Source organism: Streptomyces sp. NPDC032940 (genome assembly GCF_040636935.1).
Classification (GTDB): domain Bacteria; phylum Actinomycetota; class Actinomycetes; order Streptomycetales; family Streptomycetaceae; genus Streptomyces.
This window is the reverse complement of sequence record NZ_JBEZVJ010000060.1, coordinates 1-14,433: the sequence shown is the minus strand read 5'-3', so window position 1 is coordinate 14,433 and position 14,433 is coordinate 1. Positions and strand designations below refer to the sequence as shown.

Below are 14,433 nucleotides of genomic sequence, written 5' to 3'. Positions count from 1 at the left end.
GGGAACGACGCGACGACATCCACGAAGCCTTCCTCGGACTCGCCACCTGCCTGATCACCCACCGCCACGTCCAACGCCTTTGTTAGGACCTCTTACTCGTAGTGGGTCACGACGTAGTCGACCATGTCGCCGACGGTCTTGAAGCCATCGACGATGTCGTCGTCCATCTTTACGCCGAAGCGCTCGTGCACCATGTTCACGGGCAACACCATGGCCCGGTCGTCGAGGCCCAGATCGTCTGCGAAGGATGTGTCCAGCGTGACGTCCTCGACACGGACGTCGCCCCCGCCGAGGATGTCGGCGATGTACTCGAAGACCTCGTCTCGGATGGCCATCGGCAGCGCTCCTTCGGTTCAGGACTGGGCATGGTGATCAGGGCAGGCCTGGATGAACCATGTCATATCGAGATCTTTGGGGGTGCGTGGACGCACCGTGTCCCAGGGGGCCGCGTCCGCAGCCGCCGCCGACTGTCGCCGCCGCCCGTGTGGGTGCAATCCGTCGTACCGGCACCGGCGCGATCCGTCCCACGGGCGTTCCGTGTGCCCCGGAGCCAGGAGATCGGGCCGCGCGCCTCACCAGAGGCCGCCGCGGGAGCCGGGCGGGTCCAAGGGCTGGCGCAGGTCGAGGTAGCAGCGCAGCCGCACCCCGCCTGGCCGGCGTCCCGCGTCGTGCGCTCTGCAGACGTCGTCGCCCACCGCGCGGCCAGCGCCCCGTGTCCGGCCATCAGCAGACCAAAGGTGGGCCGGATGAGCAGCAGCCCGACGTCGGCGGCGGCCGTCATCGGCGCGGTGGTGGGAGCGGGCCGATGACGGTGTGGATGTGTTTGGTCAACATGGCGATGCTCCGGTCGGAACGCCAGAAAGGCGCGTTTCCCCCAGCTCGAGCGGACATCGAGCACCAGTGACGTGTGTTCCCGCTGGGGATCGGCGAAATGCTCCTTCGATCCTTGTGCCGCAGGCAGGGATGTGCGTCGCGTCGCTGACCCGCGGGGGGGGCGGGTAGCCGGTGGCGCGTCAGTGGTCCTGGGGCATCTGGTCATCGCGATCGGTGTCGTTCGGGCCCAGTCGTACGCAGCATTCGCCCGGCTCGGGGGCCAGGACGGCCTGGATGCCGCCCACCTCCAGGCCGGTGAGGTAGCCGCTGAGGAATGCCTGGTTCATGCCGCACACGAGGTCGGGGGCCTTTGCGGCCAGCGGATGGAAGGGGCAGTTGCGCAGCCGCAGCCGGGTCGGGGCTTCCCGGACGGGTTCGTAGCCGTATCCCTCCAGGAGGCCCTCGCAGACGGTCAGCCCGCGTTCCGGCCCCAGGCGACCGGGACGGGTCTCCTCCCGCGCGGCTTCGCCGAACTGCTGGCCGCGCTGCTCGGCAGCTCGCATAGCCGCCTGCGTGGCGTTCTCGTCAGCCGCCTCTGTCAGGACGGCGTCCAGGAGGAGGTCCGCCAGGAGTTCGTGGCGCCGGTCGGGAATGTTCACGGTGATCTGAGTGCCGCTGGGCTCGTAGACCTTTGGCCGTCTGCCGACCTTGCGGATCCCACCGGGCGTCTCGTAGCGGGCGCGCAGCAGGCCGGCGTCGACGAGCTTGTCGAGGTGGAAGGCGGCGAGCTTGCGGGAGATGCCCACGCTCGCGGCGGCCTCGTCGCGGGTGACGGCGTGGCCGGCGCGGCGGATGAAGGCGAACATGCGCCGCCGTGAGTCCTCGCTCAGGACGCTGACGGAGTCGATGGCGCTGCCGGCCACGTCGGCCGGAGCTGTCTGATCGGAAGCCACATGACCACGGTAACCCCCATACGTGTAGGCACAAGTGTTCCGGCCTGCCCGATGTTCTGCGCGTCTTGACGACTCACCTAAATAAGACCAAGACTTATTGGTGAAACTCAGAAGGAGGAGGTCGTGATGACTGATGAGGCACAGTTTCAGGCGAAACGCCCGGTCAGCGCCTCGTTGGCCGGCCCGTACGGCCATCCGTTCCATCCGATCCTGGTCACGGTGCCGATCGGCGCCTGGGTGACCAGCCTGGTGTTCGACATCGCCTCCCACGTGGTTCACCGGCCGGGTTTCCTGACCCAGGGCTCGCAGTGGCTGATCGCGGTGGGGGTGATCGGCGCCCTGCTGGCGGCCATGGTCGGCTTCCTCGATCTGTTCGCGATCCCCGCCGGGACCCGGGCCTTCCGCACGGCCCTCGTTCACATGACGCTGAACCTGCTGGTGACCGTCGCCTACGCCGTCAATTTCCTGTGGCGCCACAGCAGCTACACCAGCGGCGGAAGCGTCGGCTGGGGCAGGCTCGTCCTGTCCGTGGTCAGCCTCGCCCTGCTGGGACTGTCGGGGTTCCTCGGCGGCAAGCTCGCCTACCGCTACGGCGTCCGCGTCGCCGACGAGAACACCCAGGCCGAGGGATACACGCCAGGCGCCCGCGCGCGCAATGCCCGGCCTGCCGCCTGAAACCCCCCGCCCCGCACCCCGGCCGGGTTGCCGGCCGCGTTCGACATCACATCGTTCGGGAGTTCTTGATGGACATCGCCGCACTGATCACGTGGGTGATCACCGCCCTGGGCGGCTTCTACATGCTCGGCACCTGGATCCAACGCGGAGGAATCCGCCAGCAGCAGTCCGGCACCAGCCGCCTGCCCGCACCCGTCGTCTTCGGTCACTTCGCCCTGGCTGCGATCGGACTGGTGGTGTGGATCATCTACATCGTCGCCGACAAGAGCGGCCTGGCCTGGACCTCCTTCGGCCTGCTGCTGCCCGTCGCCCTGCTGGGATTCGTGATGCTGGCCCGCTGGATCCCCGCCTACCGCGACCGCGCCACCGCCGGAGCGCCGGCCGCCGCAACGGCCCCGGGGGCCGGCGGAATCGTGCCTGCCGAACGTCACTTCCCCGTGGTGGTCGTCCTGGCCCACGGTCTGTTCGCCGTGGCCACCCTCGTCCTGGTCCTGCTCACCGCCCTCGGCATCGGAGGCAGCTGAGATGAGCGAGCACCCCCACCACGCCACCGCCCGAATACACCCGCACGGCGAGGAGCACACGGCACCGGGACGGCCCGCCCTGCGGGTCGTCCACGAACCCGACGGCATCGACCTGGCCGCCGCGGAAACCGCCGCCGGCCAGTTCCTCAACGCCCTCGGCATCTCCACCACCTCCGAGAGCCTGCATGCGACGCCCGGCCGCATGGCCCGTGCCTACGCCGAACTGTTCAGCCCCCGCCCCTTCGACCTGACCACCTTTCCCAACGACGAGGGCTACGACGAACTCGTCCTGGCCCGACGCATACCCGTCCGGTCGGTGTGCGAGCACCACCTACTACCCTTCGTCGGCACCGCTCACGTCGGTTACCTGCCCGGCGCCCGCATCCTGGGCCTGTCCAAACTCGCCCGTGTCGTCGAACACTTCGCCTGCCGCCCACAGGTCCAGGAACGCCTGACCAAGCAGGTCGCCGACTGGCTGCAAACCCAACTGGAACCCAAAGGGGTCGGCGTGGTCATCGAAGCCGAACACTGCTGCATGACCCTGCGAGGTGTCCAGGCCACCGGCTCCACCACCATGACCTCCACCCTGCTCGGCCTGCTCCGCTCCGACGCCCGCTCCCGCAGCGAGTTCCTCGCCCTGACCGGCGCCACCTCGTGATACCTGCGGCGGACCACTCGGTCCGTCCTCGGCCGCTTCCCAAGAGGAAGTGGCACCCGACCACCTCGGCAGGGGGTTTCCTGAGCCTGCCCGCTGCCTCGTCGCAGGGTCGTCCGCACGCCCCGGGCGTCTCCCGCCGCAGTCATTGCTCACCGCGGTCGTCACCGGGGCAGGCGGTCTTCTCGGGATGGGCCACATCAGCGACCTCGTTCAAGCCCTGGATGCCAGCGGGAGTGGTGCGCCGCAATCGCCGCTGCCGGGCAGGGTGCCACTCGCCCAGAGGAGGATGCCCTCGTCAAGAACGGCATGCCCACCGCAGAGGGTCTGGCACGAGCTTTACCCGCGGCCTCGGAACTCCCGTCTGGCTGGCGGCTTTCGGGCGAGGACTCTGTGGGCTGGCGCGACACAGCCGACGCGATCGACGCGGCCGGTCCGCTGGCCTGCGGTGCAATGCCGCAAGAGGGTGCCGAGAGCCACGGCATGGCCTACGGGCAGATCTCCAGTGTCGGGAACGAGGATCAGGGTGACGGCGCCCACTTCCAGCTCGCTGTCCTGGGGCCACAGGGCGGGAGCGAGCCCGCCAGCAAGGCAGAAGCCACCGAATTGGTCAAGGAGAACCTCGCTCACGACCAGGAATTGTATGACTGCTTCGACCCGAAGCCGTCCGGCATGGGGGACGACGGGCTGACCTTCAGTTCGGAACGGTTCACTCACATCGTCATGGGAGTAGGTCCGGTGGAGGTATTCGTCCACACACCGCTCGGCGGTGACGGCCCCACGGCCCACGAGTGGGCCCGAGTTCTGGAGCGACGCATCCGGGCGGTGCTGGAGCGTCGGGCACCGACTGCTCGGGGTCCCTCAACTAGGGTGTGTCCGGTGGGTCGCTCATTGCAGTAGTCCACCGTCACTCGCCTGGGCGAGTCCTGACCGCGTCACCAGGCGATGGCCATCTGAACTCTTCGACGGTGAGTTGTTCGGGAGCGCGCGCGAATACACCCTCAGGTATGCGAAGTCAGACGCCAGCTGACTGGGGACGTGGTTTCCCAGGGGTGGTCCTACGGCCTGGTTGCGTGCGGCGTCCAGGCGTCCGTGCGCGGGCGCCCGGAGGGCCGGAGGGCGCCGTGCCACCCCGGCGTGCGCGGGCCGCACCGGTAACAGCGGAGGGCCCAGGCCGCGGGCAGGCCTTCCGGGCGCCGGGCCCGCGGGCCGAGGCCGGGCGGTACCTGACCGGCGCCTTCTACCTCGACGTGCGGCCCGGGTGCGACGCCGCGCGTGCACGCGGGCCGGGGTGCGGCCCCGTCCGCGCGATGAACCGCCGCCGGCCAGCCTCGTCGTAGCGGCCCAGCAGCGTCGACGGGGCGGCCACCCGGCCCGTCACGGAGGCGACGATGGCTTCCGCGCTGGTGCGGGCCTACTGGCGAAGAGTCAGTATTCGAGTCATGCAGTATTCGGTCCACGTGCCGTCGGCGATCCGTTGCGTACACGGCGTTTGGCCGTGCGCCTATCCGTGGTTCGAGCAGTCGTGTATGCGGCCCGTGGGCCCGGTCGGGTGCGGTCGTCCGTTCTCGGGCTCGGTGTGCGGGGATGCGGGGCCGCATGGAGCGTCGTACCGGCGGCGGTTGGGGCGGCGTTCTGCGAGGGAGAGCAGGGTGCTGGCGATGGTGAGCGCGACGGCCAGGAGAAGAGGGAGTGCGGCGCTCGTGCTGATGAGGGCGCCGGCGGCGGCTGTTCCGGCCGACCCGGCCGTGATCTTCAGGGCACCGACCCAGACGAAGATCTGTCCGCGGGCGTTGTCGGGGGCGTATTCGTTGCGGGCGGCGAGGGTGGCGGCGAAGAAGTAGGCGTTGGCCATGCCGGCGGCGGCGTAGGCGGTGACGGCGAGCGGGAAGGAGGGGGTGAGAGTGATCAGCAGGAGGGTGACGGCGACCGTGGCGGCGAGGCGGGTGGTGAGCCGGTCTGCCTCGGTGCGGGAGGGGCGGATCATGACGCCTGCGGATCCGGCGAGGTTGCCCAGGCCGTAGGCGGCGGTCAGGATGCCGGCCGCGGCGGCGCTGACGCCGAGGGTGTGGGTGCTGGAGACGGCGGTGACGGGCAGGGCGGCGACGCTGAAGGCGACGGTAACGGTCAGATACAGCGTGCGGCGCAGGGGTCCGGAGGCGAGGATGCCAGTGAGGGTGCGGAGGGGGCGGGGGACGTCTGCGGCCTTGCCGGGAGCCGGGGCGTAGGGCAGGAAGCGATGACGGCGGCGGCGATGTAGCACCCGGCGGCCAGGGTGAGGGCTGCGGTGGTGGGTGAGGCCCAGGCGGAGACGGCGGCTACGAGGGTGGGGCCGACGGTTCCGCTGATGCCGTAGGTGGCCACGTCCCAGCCCTGGGCGCGGCGTTGGCGTCGATGGCTGTGGCCGGCGAGGGCGGGCAGGCGGCTGCTGATGCCTCCGGTGAGCAGGGGCCCGAAGAGGCCGGAGATGATCAGGAGGGCGGCGGTGGTGGCGGCGTGGGTGTGGGGGTAGAGCAGGACGGCGGCGGCGAGGGTGGTGCCGTGGGCGAGTGAGGCCGCGGCGATGACGGTGCGGCTGTCGCGGGCGGTGTCCAGGCTGCGGGCGACGAAGGGGCCCAGGAGGTGGGGTGCGGTGATGCAGGCGCCCAGGGCGCCGGCCAGCCAGCCCGAGCCGCCGCTGCTGTTGACCACGAGCACGATGGCCACGACGGCGCCGCCGTCGGAGGTGCGGGCCAGTGTCGCGGCGATGACGTAGCGGGCCAGCGGGCCCCAGCCGGGCTCGTCGACGGGGTGGTCGGGCTTGGGCGCATGGCCGCGCGCTCTCCTGTGGTGATGGCGGGCAGAAGGAGGGCGCCGCCCCTTCAGGTCGAGGGGGCGGCGGGGCTGTCAGGTGTTGAGCTGCAGCTGCTCGATCACGGTGGCGAGGTGGGCGCGTTGCTTGGCGTCCAGGCCACGCAGGGGCAGGGGGAGGTTGCGTTGGCCGGTCAGGCCCAGGTGGGCTGCGGCCGCGGCGACAACCCGCAGGGATCCTCCGTGCTGGACGAACAGGTCCCACAGGGGCTGGAGGCGCTGGGATTCTTCGAGGGCCTGCTCGTGCCGGCCGGCCTGGGCTGCGCGGGTGAGGGCGAGGGCCGGCTGGGGGAAGGTGCCTCCGATCACCGAGTACCAGGCGTCGCAGCCCGCGTTCAGCCCCCGCGCTGCGGCGGCGTCTCCGCTGATGCCCACGGTCACCGTGTTGGGCAGGAGCCGGCGCAGATGCGCGACACGGGCCCGGGCCTGCTCGGGGTCGTCGGGAAGGGCGGGGATCTTGATGGAGGCGACCTGTGGCAGCCAGGCCAAACGCGTGTACAGCTCGTCGGTGAAGGTGAAGTGCGTGGTGCCGGGGTTGTCGTAGATCACCAGGGGGACCGACAGGTTCGCGGTGACCTCTTCGAACAGGCCGAAGACGTCGTCGTCCGTCAGCGGCTGGTAGGACACCGGCGCCAGCAGAACTCCGGCGGCACCGGCGTTCTGGGCGTCCTCGGCCGCCTGGAGCACCTGGCGGGTGCGCAGGGCCCCGATGCCGACGATGACCGGCACCCCGTCGGCATGCTCGACGGCGATGCGGGCGACGCGGGCGCGTTCCTCGAGGGTCAGGTAGGCGTAGGAGCCGGTGGAGCCCAGTGCCCCGATCGAGTCGACGCCGGCGGTGGCGAGCCGGCCGACCAGCGTGGCGAACGCCTTCTCGTCGACGTTGCCGTTGCCGGGGATAGGGGTGAGCGGGAAGGCGCTCAGGCCGGTGAACAAGACGAACCTCCAGGGACTGCGGGTGGCCTTCGGTGGTGAGCTGCACCTTGCCCGCCGTGTGCGGCCGTTGTGGCGGGCGGGCCGGGGGTGGTGCTCAGCCGGTGGCGTCGGGGTGGGCGGGGCTGAGGTAGTGCACGGTGCTCTGCTCGCAGTGCGGCTGGAGCAGGGCCTGCAGTTCACCGGCCGCGGTCTTGAGCAGGTGTCCGTCGCGGGTGGCAGCGACGGTCTCCAGGACGAAGGCGACGTGCGTGGAGGCTTCGGTGACACGGGTGCGGTGGGCGTCGCGGTGGTTCCAGTGCCGGGTGAGCACGTCGGTGGAGTCGGTGTAGATGATCTCGCCGGGCTTGGGGTTCTCGACCGTGTCGGGTTCGCCGAGCGGGGTGAAGGTCTCGCTGCCGTCGGCGTAGCGGATCTCGACAGCGCCGGTGACACGGTCGAGGTCGAAGGCGCCGGAGGGCAGGCCGTGGCGGACGGAGACGGCGTTGTAGGAGTCGACGGCCGGGTTGATCCGGGGCAGGGTGCCCTTCTTCGCCATGCGGCGGCCGAGCGCGTCGACGCTGGGGCGGATGCGGCGGGGGTTGGTGCCGAAGGAGCGGTAGGCGGTGTGCCATGCCTCGATGCGCGGATCGCTCTCGTCGGCGGGCTGCCAGGCGCCGTCGGCGAGTTGCGCCTCCAGGTCCTCCAGCGCGCCGGTGGTGGCGGGCCAGGGCTCGGTGCCACGCAGGCCGGTGGCGGTGACGACGGCGATGAGGGTGTCGGGGAAGGCGTCGGCGACAGCGGGGCTGATATGGAAGGTGGTCATCGCGAAGGGATCCGTTCCGTGAGGGCGAGCGGGGTCAAAGGTCGGTCAGGCTTTCCAGGTGCCGATGCGGTCCAGCCGGCGCCTCTGCCGGGCTGCGGCGGACGCGTCCAGGCCCTGACCGCGTCCGGTGAGCCGGCGGGCGGTGTCGGCGCGCTGTTCGACGGGTTTGTGGTCGTCGTACTTGAACTTGGCGCGGACCTCGGTGACGTCCAGGCGCAGACCCGCGGATGCCGGACAGCATCCGCCCGTAGGGGGTCTGGTCGGGGTCGATGGGGGCGTGGTCGCCGTCCGGCTGGAAGTGGGCCATCTGCCGGCGCAGCAGTTCGGCCGTGGCCTCGGGCTCGTCGACGATGGTGGCCTGGCAGGTGAACTGGACGGCCGCGTAGTAGCTGGTGGGGACGCCGCCGGTGGGCGGGACGTCCGGCTTGGCGCGCCAGGGGCCCGGGACGAAGGCGTAGTCGCCGGTGACGGTGAACGTGACGTTCGCATCGACCTCGATCGTCTCCCAGACGGGATTGGGCCGGGCGAGATGGACCAGCAGGGCCGTGCCGTCGATGGTGAAGTGGGTGGGCATGACGATCGGTGCGTGTCCGAGCAGGCCGTTGACGCTCAGAATGCCGAAGTCATGGCCGTCGGCGATCCAGGTCTGCCATTCGGCGTCGTCCAGGGCGGCGTCCCAGGGCTGGATGAACATCGTGATGCTCCTTCCGTACGGTGTGCCGTGCCGCTCAGGTGAGGGCGAGGAGGCTGACGGCAACGGCGGCGGTGCCCAGGCCGATCAGCTGCCCGCGGTGGATCCGCTCGGCCAGGACACTGCGGGCGAGCAGGACGGTGCCGGCCGGGTACAGAGCGGTGATCACCGCGACGACGGCGAGGTCACCGCTGCGGGCGGCGAGCAGGAACAGCAGATTCGCCACCGAGTCCAGCACGCCGGCCGTCGCCGAGATCGCGTACGCGGGCTTCTCCGGGCCCAGCCGCCGGAACATCACACCCGCGGCAGCCAGCGTGACCGCGGAGGACACGGCGCGGCCGACGATCAAAGGGCCGACGCCGCTGTCGGACGGCGCCTGGTGCAGGAAGACCAGCTGCAGGGCGATGGCCGCCCCCGCGCCGAAGGCCAACAGCAGCGCGGCACGAGAGGGGCGGGCCGACTTCGCGCCGTGCCCGGCGCTGACCAGCACCACGGCCGCCAGCGCCAGCGGCAGCCCGATCAGCCCGGCCGGCCCCAGGTGCTCCCCCTGCACCAGCCCGACACCGACCGGCAGCATCGCCGAGACCAGCGCCGTGATAGGAGACAGCACGTTCATCGGGCCGATCGCCAGCGTGCGGTAGAGCAGGGCGAACGCAGCAGCCGACGCGACGCCGGAAGCGGCGCCCCAGGCGAGTGTGGCAGGAGCGAACGAGGCACCGAGGAAGGGCCACAGCAGCAGCTCGACCGTGAGCGACGCCGGCGCGGCCACCATCACGGTGCGCAGGACATGAGCCTTGCGGGCGCCGAGACCGCCGAGGAAGTCGGCGCATCCATAGGCCAGAGAGCTGCCCAGGGCCAGCAGCAGAGCGATCACAGGAGGTACATCCCTTACTATCAATGGAACGACTACACCGTACAACGCACCGACCGGAAGTCGTCAACCAAACGACCGTGCGGTCCAGTGCACTGGTCCACTGTCTGAAGAGGTGAGAGAGATGGCCGAGACCGAGGCGGCGCTGCGGACACTCGCGCACAACGTCCGCGCGGCCCGCACCCGCGCCGGACTGTCCCTGGACGAACTCGGCCGACGCGCCAAAGTCAGCAAGGGCGCCCTGGTCGCCCTGGAAAGGGCCCAGGGCAACCCCAACTTCGCCACCCTGGTCCGTCTCGCCGACACTCTCGGGATCTCGGTGTCCGCACTGATGGAAGGCCCGGCCGAAGGCCGCGTCAGGGTCGTCTCCGCCGACGCCGTCATGCCCCTGTGGGCCGGGGAGAAGGGCAGCGAGGCCCGGCTCATGCTGACCACCTCGGGACCCGCCCCGGTCGAGGTGTGGCGCTGGAACCTGGAACCCGGCGAGGAGTACCCCAGCCACCCGCACCAGAGCGGCGTCGTGGAGACCGTCAGCGTCACCGCCGGAGAAATGGTCCTCGTCGTCGACGGCACGGAGCACCCGGTCGACGCCGGTCAGACCGCCACCTTCGACGGCGACGTCCCCCACACCTACCGCGGCTCAGGCACCGCGACATGCCACCTGATCATGACCGTTCACCTGCCCCCGGGCCCCGCATAGCGCCGTGCGGGGCGAGCCGCGGCCAGGTAGTCGGACCAGTTCTCGCGGGCCATGGCTGCGAAGCGTTCCGCGGTTCTCGGCTGGATGCCGATCAAGTCGGAGAGGACGACAGGTGGCAGGTCGGCGAGCGCTCGCATCATGGCCGTGTTCCGAGTTGGGGTTTGTAGGTGAGCGGCCCTGTCTCACATTCGGTGGTGACGGAGGGTGGTGCTATCCGAGGAGGATGCGGTGGCGGAGCAGGGTGAAGCCTGCTCGTCCGTGTATCTGGCGTGCGATTCGCCTGGTCTTGGTGTGACGCCTTCGGTGGGGCCGTTGCTGTACGGAAGTGTGAGGGCGGTGTTCACGGCGTCGCGGTCTCGGTCCAGGCCCCGGGTGAAGGCGTGCAGATGGGGCAGATCGGCTGAGCGGATCTCGACGATCCAGCCGAGAGCCCGTCGGCGTTTCCTGCGCAAGGCGTCAGGAGTTCGGCAAAGTCCCGGACGGAGGCGGCCAGTTGGGTCATCTCCGGGCAGGCGGCGGTAAGCCGTGCAAGGAGATCGTGATGTTCGGCCTTGAGGTTGTCGGGCCTGGTGAGGATCATCCGGGCGAGCCGGGGCGGGGAGATGTGGCTGCGGTCGGCGTCTGCGCGGCCGTGGTTGATGTACCTGTGCAGGAGGTTCAGGCAGCCGGTGAACCCGAGGGCCTTGATCCGAGGACTTGGCGGCCGATGTGGTGCTCGATGAGCGACAGGACGGTGCCGGTCTCCAGGTGGAGGAGCAAGAGCTCTCCTTCAAAGTAGTAGCCGCCGTCGTACCCGCCGGATCCCATGGCGAGCAGGGGGAGGGCCGGGTGGAAGGCCATCGCGTTCACCGGGTGCTGCGAGTGCAGCAGCAGCCGGCAGCGGGCGCGGTCGGTGACGCGGAAGATACCGACCGTCTTCACCTCGTCGTACTCGTGTGCGCCGGCCACGGCGACCAGGCTTCTCCGCTTGTCCGCCACGGCCAGGACAGGATCGCCGATCTCGACGAAGGGATCGTCGGGACGGTCGCGGTCGGCGGGAGACGAGGTCATGCCGAGGATCCTCGCAAGGTTCCCGCTGGAATGGGTAGCCAGTACCTCCTTACAGCACTGGCCGCCCACGTAGCTCAGTTCGCCAACTCGGCGGCCTACTTGCCAACTGAAACACTCAGTCACACATCGCCGCAGGAGGTCGGCCTGGAGGGGTGCAGCCGAGATTCGCTTCAAAGGCGCAATCAGTGGGTCTTGATAACGAAAGCGCCTCGCCGGCCCGGAGGCTGACGAGGGGCTTCGTCGTGGCACTACAGGCTCAGCCGGTGCACGCCATGGTGGCGTTCTGGTTATCCGGGTCGTTCCGGGTGCAGGTGTGCTGGGGGTTCGACAAGTCGCTGACGCGGGTCTGCCAGACGGCACCCTGCCATTTGGCCTGTGGGGCGCTGGCGCTGTCGAGGAGTCGTGGGTAGCGCAGGACTTCCCACGACGGGAACTTGTCCTTCGTCGTCGTGATGTCGAAGCCGGTGAAGGTCTTGTTCTTGTCGTCGTACGCGTGCGGCGTCAGGTACCACGTCGCGTTGATCCGGCCGAGGTCTCCGAACTGGTAGCCGGGGACGCCTACGAAGGAGTTGACCGCCGAGATCGATACCTTGATGCCCCCGCCGCCGGTGGGTTCGACCCAGTATTCGTTCTGGGGGGTCGGGTCATCCTGGACGGCTTCGGCGTGCGAGGTGCGGACGAGGGGCTTGGCGTCGATGCATCCGTTCAGCGTGGAGCTGGGGTCATGGACACAGGAGTGTTCGACAAAGACGCCGACGCGGCCCGTCTCGGTGTCCCACGCGACGGTCACCTTGGATTCGGCGGCCGGGTCGGTGCTCCACTGGCGGTGGTTGCCGATGATGTCGTTCACCGGGTTGTTGTCGGTGGCGATGTAGCCGCGTACGACGACGATCCCCCTGTCTCCTCCCAGGGGCAGCAGGTTCGCGGCCTCTTGCCGGCCCCCGTCACGCGTACTGCTACTGGGGGTCAGGTACAGGTCGCGTGCCTGTGTGTACTGCGGGTTGGGAGTCTCCTCGGGAGACCATGCGATGGGGCCGTGCTCGAACATCTGACTGACGCCCTTGACGCCCGGAATCTGGACTTCGTCGCTGATGGGGTAGCCGTAGCGGCCGGTCTCCCACTGGGCCATTCCCCAGCGTTCGCCGATGCGACCCCAGACAGGGTGTGCACCGGTGTTGGGGGACCAGTAGATCGAGCCGCCCTGGAAGACCTGGCGTATGCCCTTGCCGTCGGGAAGCCGGATCTCGTTGCTGGTGGGGTAGCCGAGACTGCCGCCTTCCCAGCCCAGCTGTCCCCACTTGTCGCCGATGAGGCCCCAGATCGAGTGGGCTCCGCTGTTGGGGCTCCAGTAGATCGAGCCATGCTCGAAGACCTGGCGGGCGCCGCCGTCCTTGGCGACCGGGATCTCATGGGACTTTGGACAGCCAAGGGCGGCCTGTACGCCCGGCGTCTGCGTGTATTCGGTCCAGATGGCCCCGTCGACCGAGTAACCCTCGTCGCAGAAGACCTCAGCCGATGCGGGAGTAGCCTGAACACTCAGTAGGAGCAGGAGACTTGAGGCTGTGAGGGCGAGGAGCTGGGACACTCTTGCTCTGATCATGCCGAACAGTCTCTCCGTCTGCTGACAGTCCGAACAATGAGACAAAGAGACGAATACTGGTAGATAACCGGTCAATAATCGACGGATCCCCTGCAGTGATCGTCGTTGCCTGCGGCGGACCGCTTCGGCCGTCAGGGTGAGGTGTACGCATCAACTGACATAAGATATTCCTGCCCTGTGCGACCACTCCCCCACACCCCAATGAACGACCGGGCGTGCGCACACCCATCGCTTGGTCACCGGTCACGCTGAGGACGCTCAGCGGCTGGCGTTGACGTACGCCGCTCCCGCAATCCGCAGCGCCGCCCTGCGGCACCGCTCCCGGACAGCCGAGGGGCGGGGTGAGCCGCGCCGCTGGGCCGATCCCCGCACTCCCCTGCTCCGCAGCGCGCCGAACAGGAAAGTGCCGATCCGCGCCGCCAACTCGGGCCCGCGGGGGCCCGTCGTGCGGACCGTCAGCGGCAGCAGCGCGTCCCCCGGCCGGAGCGCGACGGTGCCGCGGGCGATCAGACGGCCGAGCCCGTCGGACGGTCCCGGCCGTCACCGGGCGCCGGCCCCCGGACGCGGGCAGCTCCACCCAGCCCTCGGGCCCGGCGGGCTCAAGACCCCGGAGAGCTGCCTCGCCGGCCTCCGCCTGCGCGCATCGATGATTTGGATCAAGGACCTCACCCGATGCGACTGACCGCTCGGGCGGCGACTTGAGCGCTTCACCGGCCTACGGCGCGAGTCTCCAGCCGCCGACGCACCCAGGCGGCGAAATCGTCCCCAGGACCAGCTGGCCGCACATCGAGCAGCAGCGCTTCTATCTCCGGAACCGGTGCGTCATCGACCCGCAGCAAGATCTCCAGTCTGGTCAGCGGCACCAGTCGCACGACCGGCATGGTCGGATGGCGACACTCGTGCAGGAGATTGGTTCGGTCGAGCAGGTGGATCATCTGCGGGATCGCTTCGTCGCGCAACGCACTTGCCAGCGCCTCACCGCAGATGTGTCGGCTGTCCTCGCGCAGAGCCCAGCGTGAGCGAAGCCGCCCGTCGATGTTGGGCATATGTGCTGCCTGTGGTGGTGGAATCACGTCGCCGGCCACGACCGCCTCCCCGAAGGCGCGGGGAGCCTCCAGCTCGCCTCTGGCCCAGTGCTGCCGGTTGATCCACTGCCAGTAGAGAGCCGGCACAATGCGGTACCCCACTTCGAACACAGCGGCGTCCGGGTCGACGTAGTGAGCCTTTTCCATCCTCACTCTGAGCTGGTCAGATGAAGGGTGAGGACGGCCTGGACGAGTTTGGTGATCCGGGTGGTCGAGCACCGGAGTTTG

General features: G+C 69.5%; 14 protein-coding genes and 2 pseudogenes. 5 read left to right on the top strand and 11 right to left on the bottom strand.

The window, feature by feature from the left end; all coding sequences use genetic code 11:
* Positions 1-92: 92 nt before the first annotated feature.
* Both AB0E77_RS33715 and AB0E77_RS33710 read right to left on the bottom strand, forming a co-directional pair.
* On the bottom strand, positions 93-335 hold the full coding sequence (locus AB0E77_RS33715) for an acyl carrier protein (protein WP_361578670.1): 243 nt from the start codon (positions 333-335) through the stop codon (positions 93-95).
* Positions 336-1,013: 678 nt separating this feature from the next.
* Positions 1,014-1,766, bottom strand: a complete 753-nt coding sequence (locus AB0E77_RS33710) for a transcriptional regulator (RefSeq protein ID WP_361578668.1) — start codon at positions 1,764-1,766, stop codon at positions 1,014-1,016.
* 126 nt (positions 1,767-1,892) lie between these two features.
* Here AB0E77_RS33710 and AB0E77_RS33705 point away from each other — a divergent pair, with 126 nt between their 5' ends.
* From AB0E77_RS33705 to AB0E77_RS33690, 4 genes are all read left to right on the top strand, one after another.
* Positions 1,893-2,441: a DUF2231 domain-containing protein gene (locus tag AB0E77_RS33705; RefSeq protein WP_361578665.1), complete on the top strand. Its 549-nt coding sequence runs from the start codon at positions 1,893-1,895 to the stop codon at positions 2,439-2,441.
* A gap of 68 nt (positions 2,442-2,509) precedes the next feature.
* Positions 2,510-2,965 (top strand): hypothetical protein, encoded by a 456-nt coding sequence (locus tag AB0E77_RS33700; RefSeq protein WP_361578662.1) that lies wholly within the window; start codon positions 2,510-2,512, stop codon positions 2,963-2,965.
* Positions 2,966-3,044: 79 nt separating this feature from the next.
* Positions 3,045-3,623 carry a GTP cyclohydrolase I FolE gene (folE, locus tag AB0E77_RS33695; protein WP_361578673.1) on the top strand — a complete coding sequence of 193 codons (579 nt, stop codon included), beginning with the start codon at positions 3,045-3,047 and terminating at the stop codon, positions 3,621-3,623.
* 390 nt (positions 3,624-4,013) lie between these two features.
* The gene (locus AB0E77_RS33690) at positions 4,014-4,520 is read left to right on the top strand and encodes a hypothetical protein (protein ID WP_361578659.1); all 507 of its coding nucleotides are present in this window, start codon (positions 4,014-4,016) and stop codon (positions 4,518-4,520) included.
* Between the two features lie 604 nt (positions 4,521-5,124).
* Here AB0E77_RS33690 and AB0E77_RS33685 read toward each other — a convergent pair.
* The 5 genes and pseudogenes from AB0E77_RS33685 to AB0E77_RS33665 form a co-directional block, all read right to left on the bottom strand.
* The gene (locus tag AB0E77_RS33685; protein ID WP_361578656.1) at positions 5,125-5,883 is read right to left on the bottom strand and encodes an MFS transporter; all 759 of its coding nucleotides are present in this window, start codon (positions 5,881-5,883) and stop codon (positions 5,125-5,127) included.
* A gap of 623 nt (positions 5,884-6,506) precedes the next feature.
* Complete coding sequence (locus AB0E77_RS33680; protein WP_361578653.1) at positions 6,507-7,406, bottom strand: dihydrodipicolinate synthase family protein; 900 nt, start codon at positions 7,404-7,406, stop codon at positions 6,507-6,509.
* Positions 7,407-7,500: 94 nt separating this feature from the next.
* Entirely contained in the window at positions 7,501-8,208 is a 708-nt protein-coding gene (locus AB0E77_RS33675) for a phenylalanine--tRNA ligase beta subunit-related protein (RefSeq protein ID WP_361578650.1), read from the bottom strand.
* Between the two features lie 45 nt (positions 8,209-8,253).
* Positions 8,254-8,902: pseudogene (locus tag AB0E77_RS33670) on the bottom strand (FMN-binding negative transcriptional regulator).
* A 34-nt stretch (positions 8,903-8,936) separates the two neighbouring features.
* A complete protein-coding gene (locus AB0E77_RS33665; protein WP_361578647.1) occupies positions 8,937-9,773 on the bottom strand; it encodes a DMT family transporter in 837 nt (278 codons plus the stop codon).
* Positions 9,774-9,894: 121 nt separating this feature from the next.
* Here AB0E77_RS33665 and AB0E77_RS33660 point away from each other — a divergent pair, with 121 nt between their 5' ends.
* Positions 9,895-10,470, top strand: a complete 576-nt coding sequence (locus AB0E77_RS33660) for an XRE family transcriptional regulator (protein ID WP_361578644.1) — start codon at positions 9,895-9,897, stop codon at positions 10,468-10,470.
* Positions 10,471-10,680: 210 nt separating this feature from the next.
* Here AB0E77_RS33660 and AB0E77_RS33655 read toward each other — a convergent pair.
* From AB0E77_RS33655 to AB0E77_RS33640, 4 genes and pseudogenes are all read right to left on the bottom strand, one after another.
* A pseudogene (locus AB0E77_RS33655) lies at positions 10,681-11,158 on the bottom strand (transposase); the annotation flags it as partial.
* Positions 11,128-11,520, bottom strand: coding sequence for a hypothetical protein (locus AB0E77_RS33650; RefSeq protein ID WP_361578641.1), 393 nt, complete (start codon positions 11,518-11,520; stop codon positions 11,128-11,130). The gene AB0E77_RS33650 and the pseudogene AB0E77_RS33655, both read right to left, overlap by 31 nt.
* 256 nt (positions 11,521-11,776) lie before the next feature.
* Positions 11,777-13,105 (bottom strand): hypothetical protein, encoded by a 1,329-nt coding sequence (locus AB0E77_RS33645; protein ID WP_361578638.1) that lies wholly within the window; start codon positions 13,103-13,105, stop codon positions 11,777-11,779.
* 722 nt (positions 13,106-13,827) lie between these two features.
* The coding region (locus tag AB0E77_RS33640; RefSeq protein ID WP_361578635.1) for a hypothetical protein at positions 13,828-14,433 on the bottom strand (606 nt) is incomplete at its 5' end.

Excerpts from the sequence above, each read along its gene's own strand:
- AB0E77_RS33715 (WP_361578670.1), bottom strand. The coding sequence starts at position 335 with ATGGCCATCCGAGACGAGGTCTTCGAGTACATCGCCGACATCCTCGGC.
- AB0E77_RS33705 (WP_361578665.1), top strand. The coding sequence starts at position 1,893 with ATGACTGATGAGGCACAGTTTCAGGCGAAACGCCCGGTCAGCGCCTCG.
- AB0E77_RS33700 (WP_361578662.1), top strand. The coding sequence starts at position 2,510 with ATGGACATCGCCGCACTGATCACGTGGGTGATCACCGCCCTGGGCGGC.
- AB0E77_RS33675 (WP_361578650.1), bottom strand. The coding sequence starts at position 8,208 with ATGACCACCTTCCATATCAGCCCCGCTGTCGCCGACGCCTTCCCCGAC.
- AB0E77_RS33660 (WP_361578644.1), top strand. The coding sequence starts at position 9,895 with ATGGCCGAGACCGAGGCGGCGCTGCGGACACTCGCGCACAACGTCCGC.
- AB0E77_RS33650 (WP_361578641.1), bottom strand. The coding sequence starts at position 11,520 with ATGACCTCGTCTCCCGCCGACCGCGACCGTCCCGACGATCCCTTCGTC.